Below are 25215 nucleotides of genomic sequence, written 5' to 3'. Positions count from 1 at the left end.
GCCGGTAAAATTACCTCCGGGCGAGGCGACGGGCTTGTGGTGTCAAAGTCATTTCTGCGGAGGTGTCGCGAGCAGCTTTCCGCTGAGGAGGCCGCGTGCGGTGTGGGTGAGGGCCACCGCCCAGGCCGCCACCAGAACGATGTACAGGGCGACGGCCAGCCAGTCGTAGACCGCGAGGCCGGTGTGCTTGCCCAGGCCCTCGGCGCCCGTGACGCATGTACCGACGGGGAAGGTGAACGCCCACCAGGTCATCGCGAAGCGCATGCCCCGGCGCCGGGCCCGCAGCACCATCGCGGCCGCGAGGGCGAGCCAGAGGAGGGCGAAGCCCATCACCGGGACGCCGTAGAGCACGGCGAAGACCGCGAAGCCCTGGTCGTAGGGGGCGGGGACGACGCCCGAAGCGGCCGTGTCGGCGAACTTGTTGACCGCCGTGGTCGACTGGCCGAGCGGGCCGAGGACCAGGAACAGCGTGGGTGTGAGCGCGAGCGGCAGGGGGCCGCCGGTCATCAGGCGGGCGAAGATCATGGGCAGCATCACCAGCGTTGCGAGCAGGCTCAGGCCGAACATCGCGAAGCAGGCGAAGAGCAGCGTCTCCTGCGCCTGTCCCGCCGGGAGATGGGGTACGAGGAGGGGGCCGACGGCGGCGGACACCATGGGCGCCACGATGGGCAGGAGCCAGACGGGGGATGCCTGGCCCGGCTCTATGCGGTGCCTGACCACCATCAGGTAGGGGATCGCCACGGCCACCGCGAGGCCGATGACGCTGCCGGCCGTGAACAGCACGGTGCCGAGCGCCACCGCCGCGCCCGTACCGATCCAGTCCTCGCCCAGGAGGAGGGCGCCGCCGCCGACCGCCACCAGGGCCATGGCGAGACAGCCGTAGAAGGGGGCGACGGCCGGGTCGAGGAGATGGGCGCGGGCCTGGTCGCGGTGGTGGACCCAGTGCAGGGTGCGGGCGGCGAGCAGCGCGGTGAGCATCAGCAGGGAGAGCGCCCAGACCGCCGCGCAGGCGGTCCGCAGACCGGGTCCGCCGACCGGGCCGGGGAGGGTGGCGCCCGCGTTGGCGATGATCGCCGTGCCCATGACGGCGGCGTACCAGTTCGGAGCGAGGTGACGGGTGGCGGGGGCGCTGCGGCGGACGCTGCGCGCGGGGGCCTGCGGGTGGGCGACGGTGACCATGCGTCCACGGTCCTTCCTCGCCGGGTCCCCCACCAGGAGTCATGCCCCTATGAGGGCATAACCTGGGCTTATGAGTACGACGTCATCCACTCCTGCCGAGTTCTCCGATACGCCGCCGGGGGCACCGCTCGCCCATCGCGTGCCGGACCTCGGAGCGCTCGAGCTGCTGCTCGCCGTGGCGCGGCTCGGCAGCCTGGGGCGGGCCGCGCGGGAGCTCGGCATCACCCAGCCCGCCGCGAGCAGCCGCGTCCGGTCCATGGAGCGGCAGCTCGGGGTGGCGCTCGTGGACCGGTCGCCGCGCGGTTCGCGGCTCACCGACGCGGGGGCGCTCGTCACGGACTGGGCGCGGCGGATCGTGGAGGCGGCGGAGGCGTTCGACGCGGGGGCGCAGGCGTTGCGGGACCGGCGGGACTCGCGGCTGCGGGTCGCGGCGAGCATGACGATCGCGGAGTATCTGCTGCCTGGCTGGCTGATCGCGCTCCGTTCGGCGCGGCCCGACACGGCGGTGTCGCTCCTCGCGGGCAACTCCACGGTGGTGGCGGAGCGGCTGCTCTCCGGGGAGGCGGACCTCGGCTTCGTCGAGGGTCTTACCGTGCCGAGCGGGCTCGACTCGGCGGTCATCGCCCACGACCGGCTGATCGTCGTCACGGCGCCGGCGCATGTGTGGGCGCGGCGCCGGAAGCCGCTGGGGGCCTCGGAGCTCGCGGCGACTCCGCTGATCCTCCGGGAGGAGGGGTCGGGGACCCGGCAGGTCCTCGACGCGGCGCTCGGCGGGCTTGCGCGGCCGCTGATCGAGCTGTCGTCGACCACGGCGGTGAAGGCGTCCGCCGTGAGCGGGGCGGGGCCCGCCGTGCTGAGTGAGCTGGCGGTGGGGGAGGAGTTGGCTTCGCGGCGGCTGGTGGAGATTCCGTTGGCGGAGGTGCGGTTGCGGCGCGAGCTGCGGGCGGTGTGGCCTACGGGGCACCGGCCTACTGGGCCGGCGCGGGATCTGTTGTCTTTGACGCGGGCTTAGGGCGGCCGGGGGTGCCTTGCCTCTGGCCGGTGCTGAAGGCGCCCGGGGGTGCCCTGGCGCCGCCCGCCTTCGGCGAAAAGCCTTTCCCGCCCGCCCACCCGATTACCCGGCGGTATCGGCCCCGGCAGGATGCCTACGCCGCCCCCGCCGCCCGCACCAGGGCCCGCATCACCCGCAGATCCTCCCCCATCTCCGGGTGCCACTGAACCCCCAACGTCCAGGCGGAGCCGGGGAGTTCGACCGCCTCCACCGTGCCGTCGTCCGCGTGGGCCGAGACCACGAGATCCCGGCCCAGACGGGCCACCGCCTGGTGGTGGTACGTGGGGACGTCCGTCGAAGCCTCCGGCACGATCGACGCGTACAGCGTGTCCGGCACCGGCTTCACCTCGTGCGTCCCGAAGACGCCGACCGCCTGGACATGCCCCTCCATGTGCTGGGTGAGCGTTCCGCCCAGCGCCACGTTCAGGAGCTGCATCCCCCGGCAGATGCCGAGCAGCGGCGTCCCCGACGCCAACGCCGCCTCGATCAGGGCCAGTTCCCACGCGTCCCGCTCCCGCGCGGGCGGCCCCGTGTGGTCCTCGGGCTCCGCGCCGTAGCGGACCGGCTCGACATCGGGGCCGCCCGCGATGACCACGCCGTCGACACGGGCGACGACCTCGGCGGCGTACGAAGGATCGTCCGGCGGAAGCATCGCCGCGCTGCCGCCCGCCGCCTGGACCAGGCGCGGGTAGCCCGCCGGCAGCAGCGCCGCATCGAGCTCCCACACACGCCAGCGCGCCTTCGACTCCAGGTAGGTGCTGATGCCGATCAGTGGCCTGTCGGTCCCGCTCACCTTCATCTCCCTCATGCTCAGCCGCGCTCCAGTTCCGCCTCCGCGGCGGCCAGTGCCGCGAACTCCTCCTCCGGCGCCCGTGCCACGAGCCGCTTGCGGCTGTAGAAGCCGAAGTACGCGATTGCCACCACATATACCCCCAGCGCGATGAGTGCCGCCGTCACGTCCACCAGGAACGTCGCCACCAGCGCCGAGCAGGCAAGGACCAGTGCGACGGAGGAGGTCAGAGTGCCCCCCGGCGTGCGGTAGGGGCGCTCCAGGCCCGGCTCGCGGCGGCGCAGCACGATGTGCGAGAGCGACATCAGGGCGTACGAGATGGTGGCGCCGAACACCGCGACGTTCAGCATCCGGGCGCCGTCCCCGGTCGCCGCCGCAAGGCCGAAGCCGATCGCCCCGGGCACCAGGAGGCCCAGGTAGGGGGCCTTCCGGCTGCTCGTCAGCGACAGGAACTTCGGCAGATACCCCGCCCTCGACAGTGCGAAGAGCTGGCGCGATCCCGCGTAGATCAGGGAGAAGAAGGAGGCCACCAGGCCCGCGAGGCCCGCGTAGTTGACGATGCGGCTGAGCGTCGTCGCCTTGCCGTCCGGCTGCAGCGCCTCCACCAGCGGATTGCCGGCCTCCTGGATGGCGTTCGCGCCGCGCGCCCCCGCCGATGCGAAGAACGTGAGGAGCGCGAGGACGATGAGGATGGCCATCGACCAGCGGATCGCACGCGGCAGCGTACGGGCCGGGTCCTTGGTCTCCTCGGCCGCGAGCGGGACGCCCTCCACGCCGAGGAAGAACCACATGCCGAACGGGAACGCCGCCCAGATGCCCAACAGGCCCATCGGCAGCCAGGAGTTGGAGCCGAAGGCCGATGAGTCCACCGCGATGTCGTTCAGCTTCGACGCGTCGAAGTCCATGAACGCCGCGACCGCGAAGACGAGCAGCGCCGCCACCGCGATGCCGGTCACCACGAAGCTGAAACGCAGCGCCTCGCCGACACCCCAGAGATGGATGCCGATGAAGATCACGAAGCAGGCCAGGTACACCGGCCAGCCGGAAGTGAGGCCGAAGAGGCCGAGGGATTCGACGTAGTCGCCGATGAAGATGGCGATCGCGGCCGGCGCCAGGATGTACTCGATGAGGATCGCCGTGCCGGTCAGAAAGCCGCCCCAGGGGCCGAGCGCCCGGCGCGCGAAGCCGTAGCCGCCGCCCGCGGTGGGGAGCACGGATGACAGTTCCGCCAGGGCGAATACCATGCAGGCGTACATCAGGCCCATGAAGGCCATGGCGATCGCGAGGCCGCCGAAGCCGCCCTCCGCCAGGCCGAAGTTCCAGCCCGAGTAGTCGCCGGAGACGACGTACGCGACGCCGAGCCCGGTGAGCAGGAGCCAGCCCGCGCTGCCCCGGCGCAGCGTTCTTCGCTCCAGATAGTCGTCCGCCGGCTCGGCGGTGGTGGGTGGCTTCGTGGACTCCACGGTCATGGCACGGCTCCTATGCGGCGGCGGCACTGCGGCTCGGCGGCTGGATCACTCAGGTGAACTCAGGTGAACTCAGGTGACTCAATGGAACGGATCCATACCTTTGCCGTGCCACCGGCGAGAAATCAAGACCCCTGCGTTACGCCGCGGTTAATCACCCCTCACCGCGCCCCTTATGTCAGAAAACCCCGCAGCAAGGCGGCCGTCCCGGCGCAGTGCTCGCGCATGATCTCCCGCGCCCCGTCCGCGTCCCCGTCGAGCACCGCCTCCACGAGTGCGGTGTGCTGGCGCTGCGAATGCTCCAGGTTCCGTACCAAGAGGGGGATGCAGTCCAGGAGGTCGTTCACGGTCGCGCGGACCGCCGCGTACTGCGCCGTGAGCGAGGGCGAGCCGCACAGCTCGGCGAGCGTCAGATGCAGCAGGGTGTCCAGGCGGCGGTACTCGGACAGGGGGGCGTCATGGGTCTGCGCGAGCGCCGCGCGCAGCCGTTCCCGCTGCTCGTCGTCGAGGCCGTGCGCCGCGCAGAGCCCGGCCGCTCCGACCTCCAGGACCTCGCGGAAGCGCAGCGCGTCCTCGACGTCGACGTCCGCAACGCGCCGCCGCAGCTCGTCCTCGCCGGCCGCCTCGGGGCGCGGGCGCACGAACGTGCCGCCGTAGCGGCCGCGCCGCGACTCGACGAGGCCCTGGTCCTGGAGCACCTTCAGGACCTCGCGCAGCGTGACCCGGCTGATGCCGAGGCGGTCGGCCAACTCCCGCTCCGACGGCAGGCGTTCACCGCCGGGCACCAGGCCGAGACGGACGACCTGGAGGATCTGCTCCAGGGCCTCCTCGAAGCCGTTGCCCGCCCGCACGGGGCGAAGGACCGGCGTCAGCCGGTCATCGGTCGCGGCGCTCGCGTCGTCGGCATCCGTCTGCGACATCTGGCCGTACCCCCTTCCCAATCAATGGTTCTCGGCAATACCTTATGGCTCTCGGCTGACCCAAGGAGGATTTTCCCGTGGCAGACCGCACACCCCCGCTCGGGGTCGAAGAGCTGCGTGCTCTCGTCACGAGCGGCGAGATCGACACTGTCGTCCTGGCCTTCCCCGATATGCAAGGGCGGCTCCAGGGCAAGCGGTTCGCCGCACCCTTCTTCCTGGACGAGGTCCTGGAGCACGGCACGGAGGGCTGCAACTACCTCCTGGCCGTCGACACGGAGATGAACACCGTCGACGGATACGCGATGTCCTCCTGGGACCGCGGCTACGGCGACTTCGCGATGAACGCCGACCTGAGCACCCTGCGCCGTGTCCCCTGGAACGAGGGCACCGCGATGCTCATCGCGGACCTCGCCTGGAACGACGGCTCACCCGTCGTCGCCGCGCCCCGGCAGATCCTGCGCCGCCAGCTCGACCGGCTCGCCGAGCTCGGCTACACCGCCAACGTCGGCACGGAGCTCGAGTTCATCGTCTTCAAGGACACCTACGAGCAGGCCTGGGACTCCGGCTACAAGGGCCTGACCCCGGCGAACCAGTACAACATCGACTACTCCGTGCTCGGGACCGGACGCATCGAGCCGCTGCTGCGCCGCATCCGCAACGACATGACCGCCGCGGGCCTGGTCGTCGAGTCGGCCAAGGGCGAGTGCAATCCCGGCCAGCACGAGATCGTGTTCAAGTACGACGACGCCCTCGTCACCTGCGACCAGCACGCCGTCTACAAGACCGGCGCCAAGGAGATCGCGTCCCAGGAGGGTGTCTCGATCACCTTCATGGCCAAGTACAACGAGCGCGAGGGGAACTCCTGTCACATCCACCTCTCGCTCGCGGACGCCGACGGCAACAACGCCATGGCCGGTACCGCGGACGACCCCGGCGGCATGTCGCCCGTCATGCGCCACTTCCTGGCCGGGCAGCTCGCCGCGCTCCGTGACTTCTCGCTCCTCTACGCGCCCAACATCAACTCCTACAAGCGGTTCCGGCCAGGATCGTTCGCGCCGACCGCCGCCGCCTGGGGCTACGACAACCGCACCTGCGCACTGCGCGTCGTCGGCCACGGCCGCTCGATGCGCTTCGAGAACCGCCTGCCGGGCGGCGACGTGAACCCGCACCTCGCGGTCGCCGGACTCGTGGCGGCGGGCCTGCACGGCATAGAGCAGAAGCTCGAACTGCCCGAGGAGTGCACGGGCAACGCCTACACCGGCGACTACGCACATGTGCCGACCACGCTGCGCGAGGCCGCCGAGCTCTGGGAGAACAGCCCCATCGCCAAGGCCGCCTTCGGCGATGAGGTCGTCGCGCACTACAGCAACATGGCGCGGGTCGAACTGGACGCCTTCGACTCCGCGGTGACCGACTGGGAGCTCCGCCGCTCCTTCGAACGTATGTGAGGCACCCTTGCTCGACGTACAGAACCTCGACGTACTGAACCCGGCGACGGAAGAGGTCGTCGCGACCGTCCCCGCCGCCACCGCACAGGACATCGACGCCGCGGTCGCACGCGCCACCGCGGCCCAGGCGAAGTGGGCCGCCGTCGCCCCCGCCGACCGCGCCCGCCTGCTGCGCCGCTTCGCGGTCACCGTCGATGAACACCTGGAAGAACTCGCCCGGTTGGAGGTGCGCGAGGCCGGACACGTCATCGGCAACGCACGCTGGGAGGCAGGCAACGTCCGCGACCTCCTCGACTTCTCCGCCGGGGGAGTGGAACGGCTGAGCGGCCGTCAGATCCCCGTACCCGGCGGTCTGAACGTCACGATCCTCGAACCCCTCGGCGTCGTCGGCGTCATCGCGCCCTGGAACTTCCCCATGCCGATCGCCGCCTGGGGCACCGCCCCCGCGCTCGCGGCCGGCAACGCGGTCATCCTGAAGCCCGCCGAGACAACTCCGTTGACCGCGCTCCGGCTCGCCGAACTCGCCCTGCGGGCAGGCCTTCCCGAGGGTCTCTTCCAGGTCCTGCCGGGCGTCGGCGGCATCGCGGGCAACGCCCTGGTCGAGCACCCCGGCGTCGCCAAGATCGTGTTCACCGGGTCGACCCGCGTCGGCAAGCAGATCATGAGCAAGTGCGCCGACCGCGTGAAGCGGCTGACGCTCGAACTCGGCGGCAAGAGCCCGAACATCGTCTTCGCCGACGCCGACGTGGAAGCCGCCGCCCTCGCCGCCCCGATGTCGTATCTCGACAACTCCGGCCAGGACTGCTGCGCCCGCACCCGCATCCTCGTGCAGCGCTCGGTGTACGACCGCTTCCTGGAGATCGTGCGGCCCGCCATCGAGTCGATCGTCGTGGGCGACCCGTCCGACGAGAAGACGCAGATGGGCCCGCTGATCTCCAAGTCCCAGCTGGAGCGGGTGCGTTCATACGTCCCGGAGGGCAGCGGAATCCACGGCACGGCCCCCGAAGGCCCCGGCTTCTGGTTCCCGCCGACGCTGCTCACCGACGTCGACGCGGACGCGCCGGTGGCGACGGAGGAGGTCTTCGGCCCGGTCGCCGTCGTCCTGCCCTTCGACGACGAGGCCGACGCGATCCGCCTGGCCAACGCCACCGAGTACGGCCTGTCCGGGTCCATCTGGACGCGGGACGTCGGCCGCGCACTGCGGGTGTCCGGAGCCGTCCAGGCCGGGAACCTGTCCGTCAACTCGCACTCCAGCGTGCGCTATTGGACCCCGTTCGGGGGTTACAAGCAGTCCGGACTCGGCCGCGAGCTCGGCCCGGACGCGCTCGCCGCTTTCACGGAAACCAAGAACGTCTTCATCAGCACGGAGGCCTGAGCCCTATGTCAGACCAGAACATCTGCCGCCGCCTGGTAGGCCGCACCGCCGTCATCACCGGTGCCGGCAGCGGCATCGGCCTCGCCACCGCGCGCCGCCTCGCCTCCGAGGGCGCCAACGTCGTCTGCGGCGACATCGACGAGAGTGCGGGCAAGGCCGCCGCCGATGAGGTCGGCGGGACCTTCGTCAAGGTCGACGTGACCGACGCCGAGCAGGTCGACGCGCTCTTCAAGACCGCGTACGACACCTATGGCTCGGTCGACATCGCGTTCAACAACGCGGGCATCTCGCCGCCCGACGACGACTCCATCCTGGACACGGGCCTGGAGGCCTGGAAGCGCGTCCAGGAGGTCAACCTCACCTCCGTCTACCTGTGCTGCAAGGCCGCCATCCCCTACATGCGGCAGCAGGGCAAGGGCTCGATCATCAACACCGCCTCGTTCGTGGCGAGGATGGGCGCGGCGACGTCCCAGATCTCGTACACCGCGTCCAAGGGCGGCGTCCTCGCCATGTCCCGCGAGCTGGGCGTGCAGTTCGCCCGCGAGGGCATCCGCGTGAACGCGCTCTGCCCGGGTCCGGTCAACACCCCGCTGCTCCAGGAGCTGTTCGCCAAGGACCCCGAGCGCGCCGCGCGCCGCCTCGTGCACATCCCCGTGGGCCGCTTCGCCGAGGCCGAGGAGATGGCGTCCGCCGTGGCGTTCCTCGCCAGCGACGACTCCTCGTTCGTGAACGCCACGGACTTCCTCGTCGACGGCGGGCTCACCGGGGCGTACGTCACCCCGCTGTAGGCCCCACGCGCGGTTCACCCCGCAGTTCACCCAGCAGCCACCCACCCGTCAGCCGGGCGTCGCACGACGCCCGGCTGACCTGCGTAAACACGGGAGTGTGTTCGTGAACTTCAAGCGCCGCGCCACCGCGGCCACCGCAGTCCTCGCCGTCGCCGCAGCCGGTGTCGTCACCGTCCAGGCCACCGCTCAGGCCACGCAGCCCGCACGGCCCGAGGCCGCGCACTGCCCCGACCTCACCGTCTCCAAGGGCTGGTACGGCGAGAACAAGGCCCGCATCCAGAAGATGATCGACACGTACGGGAAGTGCGGCGAGCGGCATCGGAGAGGCGGCGCCAAGCCCGTCGCCACCTTCGACTGGGACAACACGGTCATCAAGAACGACGTCGGCGACGCCACCATGTTCTGGCTGCTTCGCAACAGCAAGATACGTACGCCGGAGAACGCCGACTGGCACACCACGAGCCGCTACCTCACCGACCCCGCGGCCAAGGCCCTCACCAAGGCCTGCCCCGCCACCGGCACCACCCTGCCCACCGGCCGCGACACGGACTGCGCCGACGAGATCGCCTCCGTCTACGCGGAGGGCACCACCAAGAGCGGGGAAGCGGCCTTCGACGGCTTCGACCACCGCCGCATGGAGCCCCAGTACGCCTGGCTCGCCCAGCTCACCCAGGGCTGGTCAACCCGCCAGGTCAAGGGCTTCGCGGCGGCCGCCCGCAAGGAGAACCTCGCCGCGCCCATGGGCACCGAACAGACCGTCGGCACCGGCAAGTTCACCGGCTGGGCCCGCTATTACGACCAGCAGCGCGACCTGATCCGTACGCTCAAGAAGGCCGGATTCGACGTGTACGTCGTCTCCGCCTCGCCCGAGCCCGTCGCCGAGGTCTGGGCGCGGAGCGTGGGCGTCGACGCCCGGCACACCATCGGCATCCGCAACGTCACCGCGCACGGCACGCTCACCCAGCACCTCAAGGGCTGCGGCACCGTCGAGGACGGCGACGACTCGATGATCACGTACATCGACGGCAAGCGCTGCTGGATCAACCAGGAGATCTACGGAGTGCGGGGCGCGGCCGCCGAGAAGGTCCAACCGGCGCAGAAGCGGCAGGTGTTCGCGGCCGGCGACTCCGACACCGACATCTCCTTCCTGCGCGACGCCACGGCCTTGCGCCTCGTCCTGAACCGCAACAAGAACGAGCTGATGTGCCGCGCCTATGACAACGGCGACGGCCGCTGGCTGGTCAACCCCATGTTCATCGAACCCAAGGGCAGGCTCGCCGAGCCCTATCCGTGCGCCAGCACCGGCTACACCGAACGGGACGGCGCCGAGGGCCCGGTGCGCCGCACCGACGGCTCCGTCATCCCCGACCAGCAGGACACGGTGCACGGGACCTGACCAGGCCTCAGAGATTGATGTACGGTCCATGCGTATGCGCAACAGACATGCCTTGGCGTTGACGCTGGCCACGGCCGCCACTCTGGCGGCCGGGCCCGCGGCACTCCCCGCGGCCGCCGCCACGCCCGCGAACTCCCCCGCTGCGAAGGCCCATTGCCCGCAGCTGTCCAAGAAGCTGACCTGGTACGGCGACAACCGCGACCGGCTCCAGCAGATGATCGACGAGCGCGGCCGCTGCGGCTCCCACCGGGGGCACGACCAGAAGCGTCCGGTCGCCGCCTTCGACTGGGACAACACCGTCGTCAAGAACGACATCACCGACGCGACGATCGCCTGGTCCCTCCACCACGACAAGATCCTGCGTCCCGTCAGCTGGAAGTCCACCAGCAAGTGGATGACGGACGAGGCCGACCAGGCGCTCACCGCCGCCTGCGGCACGGACGTGCCGGTCGGCAAGCCGCTGCCCACCTCCACCGACACCGACTGCGCGGACGAGATCTTCGAGGTCCGCGAGGACGGGAAGACGATGAGCGGCGCCGCCGCCTTCGCCGGGGACTGGGACCACCGGCACACAGTCCCGCAGTACGCCTGGGTGCCCCAGCTCTTCGCCGGACACACCGTCCCCGAACTGGAGTCGTACGCCGCGAAGGCCCGCAAGGAGGCCCTGGCCGCCCCCGTCGGCGCCACCCAGACCGTCGGCACGCACGAGATCCCCGCGTACGCCCGCTACTACGACCAGCAGCGCGACCTGATCCGCACGCTCAAGAAGGCCGGGTTCGACGTCTACATCGTCTCGGCGGGCTCGGAGCCGGTCACCGAGGTCTGGGCTGCAGGCAAGGGGGGTGTCGGCATCGACCGGAAGCACACCATCGCCATCCGCTCCGTCCTCGACCGCAAGGGCCGCATCACCACCTGGAACCAGGGCTGCGGCGACGTCCCCGTCAACCAGGGCGAGGCCATCCCCTACATCGACGGCAAGCGCTGCTGGATCAACCAGGAGATCTACGGCGTCCAGGGCAAGTCGGCCTGGGACAAGCAGGACTGGTCCCACCGCATCGCGCTCGGCGGCGGCGACGCCGACACGGACGTGACGTTCGTGGGCGACGCGACCGGCGCCCACCTGGTCCTGAACCGCAACAAGAGCGAGTTCATGTGCCGCGCCTACGACAACGCCGACGGCCGCTGGCTGGTCAACCCCATGTTCATCGAGCCGCTGCCGCGCAAGACGGACCCGTACCCGTGCTCGACGGCCGCGTACAACGAACACGACGGCAGCAAGGGCCCGGTCCTGCGCGAGGACGGCTCGGTCGTGCCTGATCAGGCGGACTCGGTGTTCTGATCTTCGGGGCACGACTTAGAGTGCCCGGATGAGCATGTCGCCCCCTCCCGGCTGGTACGCGGACCCGTCGGCCCAACCGGCACAGCATGTCGAGCGGTGGTGGGACGGGTCCGCCTGGACCGAGCACCGGCGCACGCCCGAGGCCCCTCACCTGGGCCAGGCGCAGCCGGGGTTCGGCCCGCCGACGCAGCAGCTGCCGGTGCCTTCAGGGGGAGGCGGCGGCCGGGCCAAGGTCGTCGCGCTCGCCGTCGCCGGGGTCGTCCTGGTCGCGTCGATCGTCACCGGTGTCGTGGTGCTCGGCGGCGACGACGGCGAGCCGACGGGTGGCGGTCCCGCGCCGACCACGTCGGAGCCGGTGGACACCCCGTCGCCGACCTCCCCGACGCCCACCACGTCGGCGCCCGACCCCGACCCCTCCCACCTCGTGGACCAGCTGAACGGCATCACGATCCCCGTCCTCGACGGCTGGGAGAAGGCCGACAACACCGTCGGCAGCGACCCGACCATCTGGACGCCGGACACCTACGACTGCCCCGGCGACGGCGGCTTCTGCCGGCACGGCACGGTGTACTCCCGCACGGCGACGGCCACCGACGAACGCTCGCCCAAGGCGCTGGCCCTCGGGGACATCGAGGACGCGGCGGACCGGGCGTACGACCAGGACACGATCGGCCGGGAACTGTTCGGCGGCATCACGCGCCACGAGAAGGTGAAGGAGGGGAGCGTGGCGGTCGCAGGACGCTCCGGATACCTCGTCCGCTGGCGCGTCTACACCGAGAAGGGCCCCGGCGGTTACGTTCAGTCGCTCGCCTTCCCCTCAAGCCTCGGGTCCGAGGCGCCGGTCATCGTCCGCTTCGCCATCGACGCCGGCGACGGCGCGCCGCCCCTCGCCGACCTGGACGAGATGACCAAGGGCATCAGGACGATCGGCGAGGGCGAGACCAGCGGCGGCGTGGGCAACAGCGTGGGCGCCACACCGTGACCCCGCACTAGAGGAACGTGTGGCCCTCGCCCCGATACGTCGGCACGGTCGCCGTCACGCGGTCGCCCTGCACGAGGTGCAGCGCGTCGAACCGCTCGCACATCTCCCCGGCCTTGGCATGCCGGAACCACACCTTGTCGCCGATCAGGAGATCGTCGGCGGGGGCGCCGAGCAGCGGGGTCTGCACCTCGCCCGCGCCTTCCTGCGGGTCGTAGCGCAGCCCTTCCGGGAGGTACGGCACGGGGGAGCGGTCCGGGCCCGCGGCGCCCGACGCCGGGTAGCCGCCGCCGAGCACCGTCACCGTGCCGACGCCGGGCCTGCGCACCACGGGCTGCCCGAAGAGCGCGGCCGGACGCCCGCTGAACGACGTGTAGTTGTCGAAGAGCCGCGGTACGTACAGACCCGACCCGGCGGCGATCTCGGTCACCGCGTCCTCGGCCGCCGTGTGCTGGACGCTGCCCGTGCCGCCGCCGTTGACGAACTCCAGGTCAGGCGCGATCGCGCGCACCGCGCGTATGGTCTCCGCCCGGCGGACCGCGAGCTCCTTGCGGGCCGCGCTCTGCATCATCCGGATCGCCCGCGACCTGACCGGATGCCCCGCGACCGCGTCACCGACCCCGGCCACATGCCCCTCGTACGCCATCACGCCCACAAGCCGGAAGCCGGGCCGCCGGGCCACGGCGCGGGCCAGGGCGGCGACCTGGACGGGGGAGTGCAGCGGAGAGCGCCGTGCCCCTATCCGCACCCGCCCCCCGAGGACCTTGAAGGCGGTGTCCAGTTCGAGACAGACCCGCACCTCTTCGGTCCCCTCGCCCCTGGCCTCGTCGATGAGCTTCAGCTGCGCGGGGTCGTCGATCAGCACGGTCACCGAAGCGGCCAGCTTCGGGTCGGCGGTGAGCTCCGCGAATCCTGCGCGGTCGGCCGACGGATAGGCGAGGAGCACGTCGTCGAACCCGGACCGGGCGAGCCAGATCGACTCGTCGAGCGTGAACGACATGATCCCCGCGAAGCCGTCCCTGGCAAGGACCCGCTCAAGCAGGGCCCGGCAGCGCACGGACTTGCTCGCCACCCGGATCGGCTTCCCGCCGGCCCTGCGCACGAGATCGTCGGCGTTGGCGTCGAACGCCTCCAGATCGACGATCGCGAGCGGGGCGTCGAGGTGTGCGGTGGCCCGGTCGTAGCGGGCTCGGTCTGCGGCACGGCCAGTCATGACCGAAGCCTGCCAGACGCGATTACCCGAGGGTAGGGGGACGATCCGGGCAGATCGCCCCGGCCCTCGGACTGGTTCCCTGCCGACCTGCGTCTGCCTTTAGAGTTACGCGCACAAGAGCGAGGAAACGGGGGGTGCATGAGCACGGAAGCGCGGCGGACTCCCGTCCCGCCACAGCCCGCGACTCCACCCCCGCCGCCGCAGCCGCCCGCCGCGGCCCGTTTCCCGGATCTGCGCCCGCCGGTGCCACCCGTGGACCCGGACGCCGAGCCCGCCGACCGGGCGCCCGACGGCGAAGGCGACTCCGTCCTCGGGGACCTCCTTGCGCCCTTCGACCGCGTACGCCAGCCCGTTTCCCCGGCCCCGGCGCATCCCCCGAAGCCGGTGGACCAGGAGGGTGACGCGGCATCCGTGACCCCGGCGTCCCCGCCACCACCGCCCGCATCGGCCCGCTTCCCCGATGCGCCGCCGCCGTCGGCGACGACGGGCACGCCGGGCACGCCGGGCACGACGCGGATACGGGAGCCGGAGCAGGAGCCTGCCCCGGCCGCTCCTGCCGCCCCGGCCGCCCCTCCGGCCGTCCCGCCGCAGCCTCCCGTCCCGCCCCGCCTCGCAGAAACCGGAACAGGCGCCGAGCCCGTGAACGAGACCTCTGCGGACGCCGCCGACTACCGATTGCCCCCGCCGGTGCCGCCCAAGCCCGCTGCGGTCTCCGAGGCGACTTCCCCCCGAACCGCCGCCGCCCGCCGGGCAGTTGGTGCCGTCGACCTGACACCGGGCCCCGGTGCCGGGCGCCCCTTCGTGACCTTCGCGCGGCCCGCGCTGTACGACGACAGCACCACCCGGCTGCGGCCCGTCCGCTCCTGGGCGCGCCCCAGGGCGGCCGCCGCCGCTGCCTGTGTCGTGCTCGGCCTTGGGCTCATCGGCGGTGCGGCCACCGGGAGTTGGCTGACCGGCGACGCCGAGGGAGCGGGCAGCACACAGTCCGCGTACGCCGTCGCGGGCGGGCTCTGGCACAGCGTGCCCGTCGACCAGCTCTTCCCCGTCACCATCAAGGGAGAGGGCGCGGGCCCCGGCGGCGCCGACCGCACCTGGACCCGGATAGCCGTCGCCCCCGACAGCGGCTGCAAGGCGGCCTTCGACCCGCTCCTGCGCAAGGCGCTCGCCCCGGCAGGCTGCCTGCGGCTGCTGCGCGCCACCTACACGGACGCGACCCGCAGCCATGTCACCACGGTGGGCCTGCTGTTCACCAAGGCCGACGCCGACGCGATGCGCTCCCTGCGCACCCGCTTCACGGAGGAGGGCCTCGACCGGCGCGCCGACCTGATGCCCCGGCCGTACGCCGCCAAGGGCACCCCGGCCGCCGGCTTCGGCGACGCCCAGCGCGCCTCCTGGACCGTGTCCGTCCTGCCGGACGCCCCCGTCGTCGCCTTCGCCGTCTCCGGCTTCGCCGACGGCCGCACGGTCACCGAACCGGAGCCCGCCGAGGAGGCCATGAAGACCTCCGCCACCACCGCCCCCGCCCAGGCAGGCCTCGGCAACGAGGCGAAGGGCATCGCCGACCGCGTCGAGCGAGGCCTGCGCAAGACCATCGCGGCCACGGAGAAGTCCTCATGAGAATCCGTCAGTTGACGACCGCCGCCGTGGCCGCCGGATCGCTGGCCCTGCTGCCCACCGTCGCACACGCCGACGACGGCATCCGCGCCCAGCAGTGGGCCCTTGACGCCATGCACACCGACCGGGCCTGGCAGACGACCAAGGGCAAGGGCATCACCGTCGCCGTCCTGGACACCGGCATAGACGCCGAGCACCCCGACCTGAAGGGCAACGTCCTGCAGGGCAAGGACATGGTCGGCTTCGGCGCGAAGCGGGGCGACCGCCCCTGGGCCCGGCACGGCACCGCCATGGCCGGCATCATCGCGGGCCACGGACACGGCGCGGGCGGCGGCGACGGCGTGCTCGGCATCGCACCGGAAGCGAAGATCCTGCCGATCCGCGTGATCCTCGAGGACGGCGACCCGGCCCGCGCGAAGGCCCGCAACACCCGGGGCAACGCACTGGCCGACGGCATCCGCTGGGCCGCCGACCACGGCGCCGACGTCATCAACCTCTCCCTGGGCGACGACTCCAAGTCCGCCCACCCCGAGCCCGCCGAGGACGCGGCCGTCCAGTACGCCCTGAAGAAGGGCGCCGTCGTCGTCGCGTCCGCGGGCAACGGCGGCGAACGCGGCGACCACATCTCCTACCCGGCGGCCTACCCCGGCGTGATCGCCGCCACCGCCGTCGACGAGGACGGCGACCGCGCCTCCTTCTCCACCCGCCGCTGGTACGCCACCGTCAGCGCCCCCGGCAAGGACATCGTCATCGCCGACCCGGACCGCGAGTACTACGAGGGCTGGGGCACCAGCGCCGCATCGGCGTTCGTCTCCGGCGCCGTCGCGCTGATCCGCGACGCCCACCCCGGCCTGAACCCCGCCCAGATCAAGCAGCTCCTCGAGGACACCGCCCGCGACGTCCCCGGCGGCGGCCGCGACGACTCCCGAGGCTTCGGCTTCATCGACCCGGCGGCCGCGATCGCCGACGGCGGCAAGCTGAAGCCGCAGGGGCTGACCTCGGCGGCGTACGAGAAGAAGTACTTCGGTACGGGACCCGACCCCGACCGGGGCGACGACGGCCCCGCCGGCTGGGTCGGCCCGGTCGCGGGCGGCCTGGGTGTGGCTCTCCTGGCGGCGGCGGTCTACCTGTGGCGCGGCCGGCAGGGAAACCCCGTCCGCTAGGAGCGGGACCGCGGTCGTCGGGCCCCCTGCCACGGTCGATAGGGTCGGGACCGTGGCGAACAAGAACATCCCGGACCCCGGCTTCTCCGACGACGACGGGTCCGCCGACCCCCGGCTGACCAGCGCGCTCGCCGCCTGGGCGGACGACCGCACCGCGCACGGCCCGGTCCTCGAAGCCCTCACGGGCGCCCGGCTCCTCGTCCCCGTCGTCGCCGTCCTCGGCGAGGTCGAAGGGGACGAGAACGGGCTGCGCCGCGAGAAGACCAGCGACATGGCGGTGCCCACCCTCAAGGCGGGCGACCGCAAGGCGCTGCCCGCCTTCACCTCGACCGCGTCGCTCGCCCTGTGGGACCCGGAGGCCAGGCCCGTCGCCGTGCCGCTGCACCAGGCCCTCGCGGCCGCCGCCCACGAGCAGGCCGACACCATCGTGCTCGACCTCGCGGGCCCGGTCCCGTACGAGATCAACCGCTCCGCCCTGATCGCCCTCTCCGAGGGCCGCCGCAGCCAGGACCCGTTGAGCGACCCCGCCGTCACCGCGGCCGTGCGCGCCGCCGTCGCCGCCGAGCCCGCCGTCCTGCGCGCCTACCTCGGCGCGGGCAGCGCGGACGGCACCCTCGCCCTCGTCATCGACCCCTCCGCGGCCCCCGGCGAAGCCGCCCAGCGCGTGGCCCGCCACCTGGCGGCCGACGAAACGCTGAGGGCCCGCCTGGTGAGCGGCCTCGACCTGGCACTGCTGCCGGCCGAGGCGACGCCACCGGGCGAGCCCCTTTACGTACGTACGGTGTGAGGACTCAGCCGAAGACGGGGCCCGTGTACTTCTCGCCCGGGCCCTGACCCGGCTCGTCCGGCACGTCGGACGCCTCGCGGAAGGCCAGCTGCAGCGACTTCAGGCCGTCGCGCAGCGGGGCCGCGTGGAACGAGGAGATCTCCGTGGCGCTCGCGTCCATGAGACCGGCCAGGGAGTGGATCAGCTTGCGGGCCTCGTCCAGGTCCTTGTGGCCCTCGCCGCCCTCGGCGAGGCCCAGGTTGACGGCCGCGGCGCTCATCAGGTGGACCGCCACCGTGGTGATCACCTCGACCGCGGGGACGTCCGCGATGTCGCGGGTCAGGGTGTCGAAGTCGGGGGAGTCGCCTGCGGGGGACTCGGGGGTGGGGGTCGCGTCGCTCATGTCCCACACGATAAGCGGAGCCCCCTGCGGGCGGCGCCGCGGGAGTCCGCGCGCACGCTGGTTAGCCGCACCCCCGGGGACCTGCTAACCTTGTGTAACGACCGGCCGGATACTCGCGTCCAAACGCAAGGAACCCGGCCCACAAGTGGAGGCTCCGCTTCCCACCTGGCCGCTCCCCGGAGCGGCGGGTCACCGGTCAGGCGGCCACAGTCCCCGAGACTACGGCCCGCCCGAGCTGCGCCCCGCGATCATCGCGGAGGTGCTCCGGTAGTAATGGAGCCCCTTCCTGTGATCGGCTGGGGCATTTTTTATGCGCCGAAGCTGTTGGTCCGAACACACAGACGTAACGCGGCTGTCCGCCAGACCGCCGCGTGGTGCTACCGAGGAGGATCCATCAGCGCCGAGCCCCGCATCAACGACCGGATTCGCGTTCCCGAGGTGCGACTTGTCGGTCCCAGCGGCGAGCAGGTCGGGATTGTTCCGCTTGCCAAGGCCCTGGAGCTTGCGCAGGAGTACGACCTGGACCTGGTCGAGGTCGCGGCGAACGCCCGTCCGCCCGTGTGCAAGCTCATGGACTACGGGAAATTCAAGTACGAGTCGGCCATGAAGGCCCGTGAAGCGCGCAAGAACCAGGCGCACACGGTCATCAAGGAGATGAAGCTCCGGCCGAAGATCGACCCGCACGACTATGACACCAAGAAGGGTCACGTCGTCCGGTTCCTCAAGCAGGGCGACAAGGTCAAGATCACGATCATGTTCCGTGGTCGCGAGCAGTCCAGGCCGGAGCTCGGCTACCGACTGCTGCAGCGTCTCGCGAACGACGTCGAAGACCTCGGGTTCATCGAGTCGAACCCGAAGCAGGACGGCCGAAACATGATCATGGTCCTCGGTCCGCACAAGAAGAAGACCGAAGCCATGGCCGAGGCCCGCGAAGCCCAGGCCGCCCGCAAGGCCGAGCGCCAGGGTCGCGGCGACGACTCCGCCGAGGAGTCGCCCGCCGACGCCGACGCCGAGGCGCCCGCCGAGGAGCCTGCAGAGGCCTGATCCAGGACGCGCCTCCCACGCGCGCCCCGGATGACAATCGATACAACTGACGCTCCCTGCCGCCGGTTCGCAGGAACTGGAACCGGCGGGGAGTGCCACTGACGAGGAGAGAACGGCGCTATGCCGAAGAACAAGACGCACAGCGGTGCCAGCAAGCGCTTCAAGATCACCGGCTCCGGCAAGGTGCTCCGTGAGCGCGCCGGCAAGCGCCACCTGCTCGAGCACAAGTCGTCCCGTCTGACGCGTCGCCTCAGCGGCAACGCCGAGATGGCCCCGGGCGACGCCAAGAAGATCAAGAAGCTTCTCGGCAAGTGAGTTCGGGCGCCGAAGGCGGCGCCTGAATTCTGACCGGGACCCAATCGATACCGGGCCGTGTGAAGACAACCACGGCCCCGCTACAAGGAGTTAACAAGTGGCACGCGTCAAGCGGGCAGTCAACGCCCACAAGAAGCGTCGGGCGATCCTCGAAGCGGCCAGCGGCTACCGCGGCCAGCGGTCGCGCCTGTACCGCAAGGCCAAGGAGCAGGTCACCCACTCCCTGGTCTACAACTACAACGACCGCAAGAAGCGCAAGGGCGACTTCCGTCAGCTGTGGATCCAGCGCATCAACGCCGCTGCCCGCGCCAACGGCATCACCTACAACCGCTTCATCCAGGGTCTGAAGGCCGCCAACATCGAGGTGGACCGCAAGATCCTCGCGGAGCTGGCCGTCAACGACGCGAACGCCTTCGCGGCGCTCGTCGAGGTTGCGCAGAAGGCTCTGCCTTCGGACGTCAACGCCCCTAAGGCCGCCGCCTAAGCCGTGCGTTGAGCTGAACCGTGACCGGACCCGCAAGCCTGTGGCTTGCGGGTCCGATTGCGTCCGCTGTCCGCCGACTGCGGGTCGCGGGGGCTGGTCGCGCAGTTCCCCGCGCCCCTTACGGGGCCCGACCGCCCCCGTTCAATTCCCGCACCCCGAAGGTGACTTGATGCCCGCCGCTCCTGAGCTGATCTCCCCCAAATCTCCGCGCGTCAGCGCCGCACGGCGGCTGGCCAAGCGGAACTTCAGGGGTAAGGAGCAGCTGTTTCTCGCTGAGGGGCCGCAGGCCGTGCGGGAGGCCGCTGCGTACTCGGACACGCTGGTGGAGCTGTTCGCGACCGTCGACGCCGCCGAGCGGTACGCCGACATCGTGGGGGAGGCCCGCGCCGCCGGGGCCCGGGTGCATCTCGCCGACGAGGACGTCATCGCCGACATCTCGACGACCGTGACGCCTCAGGGGCTCGTCGGGGTCTGCCGGTTTCTGGACACGCCCTTCGAGGACATCCTCGCCGCCCGGCCCAAGCTCGTCGCCGTGCTCGCGCACGTCCGCGACCCCGGGAACGCCGGCACCGTGCTGCGGTGCGCCGACGCCGCGGGTGCCGAGGCGGTGATCCTCACCGACGCCTCCGTGGATCTCTACAACCCCAAGTGCGTGCGCGCTTCGGTCGGTTCGCTCTTCCATCTGCCCGTCGCCGTCGGCGTACCCGTCGAGCGGGCCGTGCAGGGGCTCAAGGACGCGGGCGTACGCATCCTCGCCGCCGACGGCGCGGGCGAGGACGACCTCGACGACGAGCTCGACAAGGGCACCATGGGCACCCCGTCCGCCTGGGTCTTCGGCAACGAGGCCTGGGGGCTTCCGGAGGAGACCCGCGCACTCGCCGACGCCGTGGTGCGCGTTCCGATCCACGGCAGGGCCGAGAGCCTCAATCTCGCGACGGCTGCGGCGGTGTGCCTCTATGCCTCCGCCCGTGCACAGCGTGCCGTGGGAGGGTGCCGTTCCGTAACCCCCAGCTAGTAGTGTGACGGACTCGGGGGCCCACGCCAGTCCTAGAGGTGGGATACGGGGAATGACCATCGGCACGAGCAGACCACCGGGAGCGCAGACCGTCCTGCGCACCCGCGCGGACCCGGGCGGCCTCGGCAGCCTGGGCCTGGACCCGGACGAGCTGCCCGACGGCCTCGTCGTCGCGGACGAGACGGGCCATGTCATCTGCTTCAACACCGCGGCCGCACGCATCACCGCGGTCCCTGCCGCCGACGCCCTGGGCTCCCCGCTGGAGCTGGCCCTGCCTTTAGAGGACCTCGAAGGGCGCCGCTGGTGGCAGCTCACCGATCCGTACGGCGGCCTCGCCACCCGCTTCGCCCAGCCCGAGCGCAATCTGCTGCTCCCCGGCGGGCGTGAGGTCCTCGTCTCCGCGCGCTATGTGCGCACCGCGCCCACCGGGCCCGTCCGCCGTGTCGTCGTGTCCATCCGCGACACCGAGGCCCGCCGCCGCACCGAGCGCAGCCATGCCGAGCTGATCGCCACGGTCGCCCATGAGCTCCGCTCGCCCCTCACCTCCGTCAAGGGCTTCACGGCGACACTGCTCGCCAAGTGGGAGCGGTTCACCGACGACCAGAAGAAGCTGATGCTGGAGACGGTGGACGCCGACGCCAACCGCGTCACCCGGCTCATCGCCGAGCTCCTCGACATCTCCCGGATCGACTCCGGACGCCTCGAACTGCGCCGCCAGCCCGTCGACATCGGCGCGGCCGTCGGCCGCCACGTCCAGGCCCATGTCGCAGCCGGCCAGGACGCGGACCGCTTCCTCGTACGGATAGAGCAGCCGCTGCCCGACCTCTGGGCCGACCCCGACAAGATCGACCAGGTGCTCAGCAACCTCCTGGAAAATGCCGTGCGGCACGGCGAGGGAACGGTCACCATTGATGTGGCGTCCTCGGTGACCTGCTCGACGGCCGTGACCGTGAGCGACGAGGGCCCCGGCATTCCGGAGGAATCGATGGGCCGTGTCTTCACCCGCTTCTGGCGGGGCAGCAAGCGCGGCGGGACGGGACTCGGCTTGTACATCGTGAAGGGCATCGTGGAGGCGCACGGCGGGACGATCACCGTCGGCCGCGCGCCCGCCGGCGGCGCCGAATTCCGATTTACGTTGCCCGTGGGCACTCCGGCGTATCTCCTCTGATCATCACTGATCACCTTTGATCCGCCCGAGCACCGCCCGCGGGCTCATTCACCTGCGCCACCCCCGTTAGACTCGATCCTTGGCACGTTTGCGTCCCCCTATGTGGACGATTCGTCTCCGAGTCGTAGACGGGGACCATCACCAGCCAACCGGAAGCACGGGAAGAGATGTCGGCACCGAACAAGTCGTACGACCCTGTTGAGGTCGAGGCACTGAAACCTGAAGAGATCGAGCGCATGCGGGACGAGGCGCTCGCCGCCTTCGCCGCCGCTGGCGACCTCGAACAGCTCCAGGAGGCCAAGGTCGCGCACACCGGCGGCACCTCGCCGCTGGCGCTCGCCAACCGCGAGATCGGCGCGCTGCCCCCGCAGGCCAAGGCCGAGGCCGGCAAGCGCGTCGGCATGGCGCGCGGCGCCGTGAGCAAGGCGCTGGCCGCCCGCCAGGCCGAGCTCGAGGCCGAGCGCGACGCGCGGGTCCTGGTCGAGGAGGCGGTGGACGTCACGCTGCCGTACGACCGCGTCCCCGCCGGTGCCAGGCACCCGCTGACCACGTTCATGGAGCGCGTCGCGGACGTCTTCGTCGCCATGGGCTACGAGATCGCGGAGGGCCCCGAGGTCGAGGCGGAGTGGTTCAACTTCGACGCCCTGAACTTCACCCCGGACCACCCGGCCCGGCAGATGCAGGACACGTTCTTCGTCGAGGGCCCCAAGGGGACCGAGGGCGACGAGTCCGGTGTCGTACTGCGGACGCACACGTCCCCCGTGCAGGCCCGCGCGATGCTCGACCGTGAGCCGCCCGTCTACATCGTCTGCCCCGGCCGTGTGTACCGCACGGACGAGCTGGACGCGACGCACACCCCGGTCTTCCACCAGATCGAGCTGCTCGCCGTGGACGAGGGCCTGACCATGGCCGACCTCAAGGGCACCCTGGACCACATGGTCCAGTCGCTCTTCGGCGCGGACATGAAGACGCGGCTGCGCCCGAACTACTTCCCGTTCACCGAGCCGTCCGCCGAGATGGACATGGTCTGCTACGTGTGCCGTGGCGAGTCCGTGGGCAACCCCGACCGCCCCTGCCGCACCTGCGGCAGCGAGGGCTGGATCGAGCTGGGCGGCTGCGGCATGGTCAACCCGAAGGTGCTCACCGCCTGCGGCGTCGACCCCCAGAAGTACAGCGGATTCGCCTTCGGGTTCGGCATCGAACGGATGCTGATGTTCCGCCACAACGTCGAAGACATGCGAGACATGGTCGAGGGTGACATCCGGTTCACCCGGCCGTTCGGGATGGAGATCTGATGCGGGTCCCGCTTTCCTGGCTGCGGGAGTACGTCGACCTCCCCACCACCGAGACCGGCCGTGACGTACAGGCCAAGCTGATCGACGTCGGCCTTGAGGTCGAGACCGTCGAGCAGCTCGGCGCAGGCCTCACCGGCCCCCTGGTCGTCGGCAAGGTCCTCACCATCGAGGAGCTGACGGAGTTCAAGAAGCCCATCCGCTTCTGCACCGTCGACGTCGGCCAGGCCAATGGCACCGGCGAGCCGCAGGAGATCGTCTGCGGCGCGCGCAACTTCGCCGTCGGCGACAAGGTCGTCGTCGTGCTGCCCGGCGCCGTGCTGCCCGGCGACTTCAAGATCGCCGCGCGCAAGACGTACGGCAAGACCTCGCACGGCATGATCTGCTCCGGCGACGAGCTGGGCATGGGTGACGACGGCAGCGGCGGCATCATCGTCCTTCCGCCCGAGCACGAGGTCGGCACCGACGCCATCGAGCTCCTGGAGCTGGTCGACGAGGTCCTGGACATCGCCGTCACCCCGGACCGTGGCTACGCGCTCTCGATGCGCGGCGTCGCCCGCGAGACCGCCACCGCGTACGGCCTGCCGCTGCGCGACCCGGCGCTCCTGGACGTGCCCGCGCCGAACTCGTCCGGCTACCCGGTCAAGATCTCCGACCCGCGCGGCTGCGACCGCTTCACCGCGCGCACGGTCACGGGCCTGCAGCCCGAGGCCCGCTCGCCGATCTGGCTCAAGCGCCGCCTGCAGAAGGCGGGCATGCGCCCGATCTCGCTCGCCGTCGACATCACCAACTACGTGATGCTGGAGCTCGGCCAGCCGCTGCACGCCTACGACCACTCCCGCATCGAGGGCACGATCGGTGTGCGCCGTGCCGAGCAGGGCGAGAAGTTCACGACGCTCGACGGTGCCAAGCGCGTCCTCGACGCCGAGGACCTGGTCATCACCGACGACCGCGGACCGATCGGCCTCGCCGGCGTCATGGGCGGCGCCAACACCGAGATCGCGGACCACGAGGAGACGGCGGGCACCACCGACGTCGTCATCGAGGCCGCGCACTTCGACGCGATCTCCATCGCCCGCACCGCCCGGCGCCACAAGCTGCCCTCCGAGGCGGCCAAGCGCTACGAGCGCGGCGTCGACCCGCAGGCCGCCTCTGCCGCCGCGCAGCGCACGGTCGACCTGCTCGTCCTGCTGGCCGGCGGGACCGCCGACGCCGGGGTCACCGAGGTCATCGCGCCCTCCGCGCCCCGCACGATCAGCATGCCCGCCGACCACCCGGACACGGTCGCGGGCATGGACTACGGCCGCGAGACCGTCGTACGCCGTCTGCAGGAGGTCGGCTGCGACGTCTACGGCCAGGACGCCCTGACGGTCACCGTGCCGTCCTGGCGCCCCGACCTCACCGAGCCGAACGACCTCGCCGAAGAGGTCATCCGGCTCGAGGGGTACGAGAACCTCCCCTCGACGCTGCCCAAGCCCCCCGCGGGCCGCGGCCTGACCGACCGGCAGCGGCTGCACCGCCGCATCGGCCGCGCCCTCGCCGGCAGCGGTTTCGTCGAGGCGCCGAACTACCCGTTCATCGGCGAGCAGGTCTTCGACCAGCTCGGCCTTGAGCCCGGCGACCCCAAGCGCCGCGTCGTGAAGCTGGTCAACCCGCTCTCCGACGAGGAGCCCGCTCTTCGTACGACGCTGCTTCCGGGGCTGCTCGGCGCGCTGCGCCGCAACGAAGGCCGCGGCAGCCACGACCTGGCGCTCTTCGAGACCGGCCTGGTCTTCGAGCCGCGTGACGAGCGGCGGATCGCCGTGCGCCTGCCCGTCGACCGCCGTCCCACCGACGAGGAGATCGCGTCCCTGACCGACGCGCTCCCCGTGCAGCCGCGCCATGCCGCCGTCGTCCTCGCGGGCGCCCGCGAGCAGGCCGGCGGGGGGGGGCAGGGCCGGCCGGCGGACGGGGCCGACGCGGTCCAGGCCGCCCGCACCCAGGCCGCCGAGTCGGGCACCGAACTGC

23 protein-coding genes are annotated in these 25215 nt (G+C 71.4%); 17 read left to right on the top strand and 6 right to left on the bottom strand.

Features of this window, described 5'->3' with window-relative positions; all coding sequences use genetic code 11:
- Positions 1-48: 48 nt before the first annotated feature.
- Complete coding sequence (locus tag ACFWY6_RS25865; RefSeq protein WP_384694781.1) at positions 49-1179, bottom strand: TDT family transporter; 1131 nt, start codon at positions 1177-1179, stop codon at positions 49-51.
- Positions 1180-1249: 70 nt separating this feature from the next.
- Here ACFWY6_RS25865 and ACFWY6_RS25860 point away from each other — a divergent pair, with 70 nt between their 5' ends.
- Positions 1250-2191, top strand: a complete 942-nt coding sequence (locus ACFWY6_RS25860; protein WP_384694779.1) for a LysR family transcriptional regulator — start codon at positions 1250-1252, stop codon at positions 2189-2191.
- Positions 2192-2324: 133 nt separating this feature from the next.
- Here ACFWY6_RS25860 and ACFWY6_RS25855 read toward each other — a convergent pair whose 3' ends face one another.
- From ACFWY6_RS25855 to ACFWY6_RS25845, 3 genes are all read right to left on the bottom strand, one after another.
- Positions 2325-3023: a gamma-glutamyl-gamma-aminobutyrate hydrolase family protein gene (locus ACFWY6_RS25855; protein WP_384694777.1), complete on the bottom strand. Its 699-nt coding sequence runs from the start codon at positions 3021-3023 to the stop codon at positions 2325-2327.
- Between the two features lie 17 nt (positions 3024-3040).
- Positions 3041-4489 carry an ethanolamine permease gene (gene eat, locus ACFWY6_RS25850; RefSeq protein WP_384694775.1) on the bottom strand — a complete coding sequence of 483 codons (1449 nt, stop codon included), beginning with the start codon at positions 4487-4489 and terminating at the stop codon, positions 3041-3043.
- Positions 4490-4659: 170 nt separating this feature from the next.
- On the bottom strand, positions 4660-5406 hold the full coding sequence (locus ACFWY6_RS25845) for a FadR/GntR family transcriptional regulator (RefSeq protein ID WP_384694773.1): 747 nt from the start codon (positions 5404-5406) through the stop codon (positions 4660-4662).
- A 77-nt stretch (positions 5407-5483) separates the two neighbouring features.
- Between ACFWY6_RS25845 and ACFWY6_RS25840 the strand changes: the two genes are divergently transcribed.
- The 6 genes from ACFWY6_RS25840 to ACFWY6_RS25815 all read left to right on the top strand — a co-directional run bounded on the left by ACFWY6_RS25840 (position 5484) and on the right by ACFWY6_RS25815 (position 12734).
- Positions 5484-6854 (top strand): glutamine synthetase family protein, encoded by a 1371-nt coding sequence (locus ACFWY6_RS25840; RefSeq protein ID WP_384694770.1) that lies wholly within the window; start codon positions 5484-5486, stop codon positions 6852-6854.
- A gap of 7 nt (positions 6855-6861) precedes the next feature.
- On the top strand, positions 6862-8229 hold the full coding sequence (locus ACFWY6_RS25835) for an aldehyde dehydrogenase family protein (RefSeq protein WP_384694767.1): 1368 nt from the start codon (positions 6862-6864) through the stop codon (positions 8227-8229).
- A 5-nt stretch (positions 8230-8234) separates the two neighbouring features.
- Positions 8235-9017 (top strand): 3-oxoacyl-ACP reductase, encoded by a 783-nt coding sequence (locus tag ACFWY6_RS25830; RefSeq protein ID WP_384694764.1) that lies wholly within the window; start codon positions 8235-8237, stop codon positions 9015-9017.
- A 103-nt stretch (positions 9018-9120) separates the two neighbouring features.
- Positions 9121-10413, top strand: coding sequence for a haloacid dehalogenase-like hydrolase (locus ACFWY6_RS25825; RefSeq protein ID WP_384694761.1), 1293 nt, complete (start codon positions 9121-9123; stop codon positions 10411-10413).
- 34 nt (positions 10414-10447) lie between these two features.
- Complete coding sequence (locus ACFWY6_RS25820) at positions 10448-11752, top strand: haloacid dehalogenase-like hydrolase (protein ID WP_384694758.1); 1305 nt, start codon at positions 10448-10450, stop codon at positions 11750-11752.
- A 28-nt stretch (positions 11753-11780) separates the two neighbouring features.
- Positions 11781-12734: a DUF2510 domain-containing protein gene (locus ACFWY6_RS25815; protein WP_384694755.1), complete on the top strand. Its 954-nt coding sequence runs from the start codon at positions 11781-11783 to the stop codon at positions 12732-12734.
- 7 nt (positions 12735-12741) lie between these two features.
- Here ACFWY6_RS25815 and ACFWY6_RS25810 read toward each other — a convergent pair whose 3' ends face one another.
- The gene (locus ACFWY6_RS25810) at positions 12742-13944 is read right to left on the bottom strand and encodes an amino acid deaminase/aldolase (RefSeq protein WP_384694753.1); all 1203 of its coding nucleotides are present in this window, start codon (positions 13942-13944) and stop codon (positions 12742-12744) included.
- Positions 13945-14082: 138 nt separating this feature from the next.
- On the opposite strand from ACFWY6_RS25810, the gene ACFWY6_RS25805 reads away from it, so the two are divergent.
- Genes ACFWY6_RS25805 through ACFWY6_RS25795 form a run of 3 tightly spaced genes read left to right on the top strand, consistent with a single transcriptional unit; the run spans position 14083 to position 17508 of the window.
- On the top strand, positions 14083-15561 hold the full coding sequence (locus tag ACFWY6_RS25805; RefSeq protein WP_384694750.1) for a hypothetical protein: 1479 nt from the start codon (positions 14083-14085) through the stop codon (positions 15559-15561).
- A complete protein-coding gene (gene mycP / locus ACFWY6_RS25800; protein ID WP_384694747.1) occupies positions 15558-16721 on the top strand; it encodes a type VII secretion-associated serine protease mycosin in 1164 nt (387 codons plus the stop codon). Before ACFWY6_RS25805 ends, mycP begins: the two co-directional genes overlap by 4 nt.
- A 52-nt stretch (positions 16722-16773) precedes the next feature.
- Positions 16774-17508, top strand: a complete 735-nt coding sequence (locus ACFWY6_RS25795) for an SseB family protein (protein WP_384694744.1) — start codon at positions 16774-16776, stop codon at positions 17506-17508.
- Positions 17509-17512: 4 nt separating this feature from the next.
- On the opposite strand, the gene ACFWY6_RS25790 is transcribed toward ACFWY6_RS25795, so the two are convergent.
- Entirely contained in the window at positions 17513-17890 is a 378-nt protein-coding gene (locus tag ACFWY6_RS25790) for a DUF1844 domain-containing protein (protein WP_135330423.1), read from the bottom strand.
- 273 nt (positions 17891-18163) lie between these two features.
- On the opposite strand from ACFWY6_RS25790, the gene infC reads away from it, so the two are divergent.
- The 7 genes from infC to pheT form a co-directional block, all read left to right on the top strand.
- Positions 18164-18934, top strand: coding sequence for a translation initiation factor IF-3 (infC, locus tag ACFWY6_RS25785; protein WP_384694741.1), 771 nt, complete (start codon positions 18164-18166; stop codon positions 18932-18934).
- A gap of 120 nt (positions 18935-19054) precedes the next feature.
- Positions 19055-19249, top strand: a complete 195-nt coding sequence (gene rpmI, locus ACFWY6_RS25780; RefSeq protein ID WP_135330421.1) for a 50S ribosomal protein L35 — start codon at positions 19055-19057, stop codon at positions 19247-19249.
- Between the two features lie 97 nt (positions 19250-19346).
- Positions 19347-19733, top strand: a complete 387-nt coding sequence (gene rplT, locus ACFWY6_RS25775; protein ID WP_360772118.1) for a 50S ribosomal protein L20 — start codon at positions 19347-19349, stop codon at positions 19731-19733.
- A 169-nt stretch (positions 19734-19902) separates the two neighbouring features.
- Positions 19903-20748: a TrmH family RNA methyltransferase gene (locus ACFWY6_RS25770; RefSeq protein WP_384694737.1), complete on the top strand. Its 846-nt coding sequence runs from the start codon at positions 19903-19905 to the stop codon at positions 20746-20748.
- 52 nt (positions 20749-20800) lie between these two features.
- Positions 20801-21916 carry an ATP-binding protein gene (locus ACFWY6_RS25765; RefSeq protein ID WP_384694734.1) on the top strand — a complete coding sequence of 372 codons (1116 nt, stop codon included), beginning with the start codon at positions 20801-20803 and terminating at the stop codon, positions 21914-21916.
- Positions 21917-22083: 167 nt separating this feature from the next.
- On the top strand, positions 22084-23211 hold the full coding sequence (gene pheS, locus ACFWY6_RS25760; protein WP_384694731.1) for a phenylalanine--tRNA ligase subunit alpha: 1128 nt from the start codon (positions 22084-22086) through the stop codon (positions 23209-23211).
- Positions 23211-25215, top strand: a 2005-nt coding sequence (pheT, locus tag ACFWY6_RS25755; RefSeq protein WP_384694728.1) for a phenylalanine--tRNA ligase subunit beta, incomplete at its 3' end; no start/stop codon positions are given. The genes pheS and pheT, both read left to right, overlap by 1 nt.

It is taken from the genome of Streptomyces sp. NPDC059037 (assembly GCF_042740015.1).
GTDB lineage: Bacteria > Actinomycetota > Actinomycetes > Streptomycetales > Streptomycetaceae > Streptomyces.
Note: the sequence above shows the minus strand (reverse complement) of the source record. Positions and strands in the feature narration are given on the sequence as shown.

Bases quoted from the DNA above. Each gene is read 5' to 3' on its own strand.
- ACFWY6_RS25865 (WP_384694781.1), bottom strand. From the start codon at position 1,179: ATGGTCACCGTCGCCCACCCGCAGGCCCCCGCGCGCAGCGTCCGCCGC.
- ACFWY6_RS25860 (WP_384694779.1), top strand. From the start codon at position 1,250: ATGAGTACGACGTCATCCACTCCTGCCGAGTTCTCCGATACGCCGCCG.
- eat (WP_384694775.1), bottom strand. From the start codon at position 4,489: ATGACCGTGGAGTCCACGAAGCCACCCACCACCGCCGAGCCGGCGGAC.
- ACFWY6_RS25845 (WP_384694773.1), bottom strand. From the start codon at position 5,406: ATGTCGCAGACGGATGCCGACGACGCGAGCGCCGCGACCGATGACCGG.
- ACFWY6_RS25830 (WP_384694764.1), top strand. From the start codon at position 8,235: ATGTCAGACCAGAACATCTGCCGCCGCCTGGTAGGCCGCACCGCCGTC.
- ACFWY6_RS25820 (WP_384694758.1), top strand. From the start codon at position 10,448: ATGCGCAACAGACATGCCTTGGCGTTGACGCTGGCCACGGCCGCCACT.
- ACFWY6_RS25815 (WP_384694755.1), top strand. From the start codon at position 11,781: ATGAGCATGTCGCCCCCTCCCGGCTGGTACGCGGACCCGTCGGCCCAA.
- ACFWY6_RS25810 (WP_384694753.1), bottom strand. From the start codon at position 13,944: ATGACTGGCCGTGCCGCAGACCGAGCCCGCTACGACCGGGCCACCGCA.
- ACFWY6_RS25805 (WP_384694750.1), top strand. From the start codon at position 14,083: ATGAGCACGGAAGCGCGGCGGACTCCCGTCCCGCCACAGCCCGCGACT.
- mycP (WP_384694747.1), top strand. From the start codon at position 15,558: ATGAGAATCCGTCAGTTGACGACCGCCGCCGTGGCCGCCGGATCGCTG.
- ACFWY6_RS25790 (WP_135330423.1), bottom strand. From the start codon at position 17,890: ATGAGCGACGCGACCCCCACCCCCGAGTCCCCCGCAGGCGACTCCCCC.
- infC (WP_384694741.1), top strand. From the start codon at position 18,164: ATGGAGCCCCTTCCTGTGATCGGCTGGGGCATTTTTTATGCGCCGAAG.
- rpmI (WP_135330421.1), top strand. From the start codon at position 19,055: ATGCCGAAGAACAAGACGCACAGCGGTGCCAGCAAGCGCTTCAAGATC.
- ACFWY6_RS25770 (WP_384694737.1), top strand. From the start codon at position 19,903: ATGCCCGCCGCTCCTGAGCTGATCTCCCCCAAATCTCCGCGCGTCAGC.
- ACFWY6_RS25765 (WP_384694734.1), top strand. From the start codon at position 20,801: ATGACCATCGGCACGAGCAGACCACCGGGAGCGCAGACCGTCCTGCGC.
- pheS (WP_384694731.1), top strand. From the start codon at position 22,084: ATGTCGGCACCGAACAAGTCGTACGACCCTGTTGAGGTCGAGGCACTG.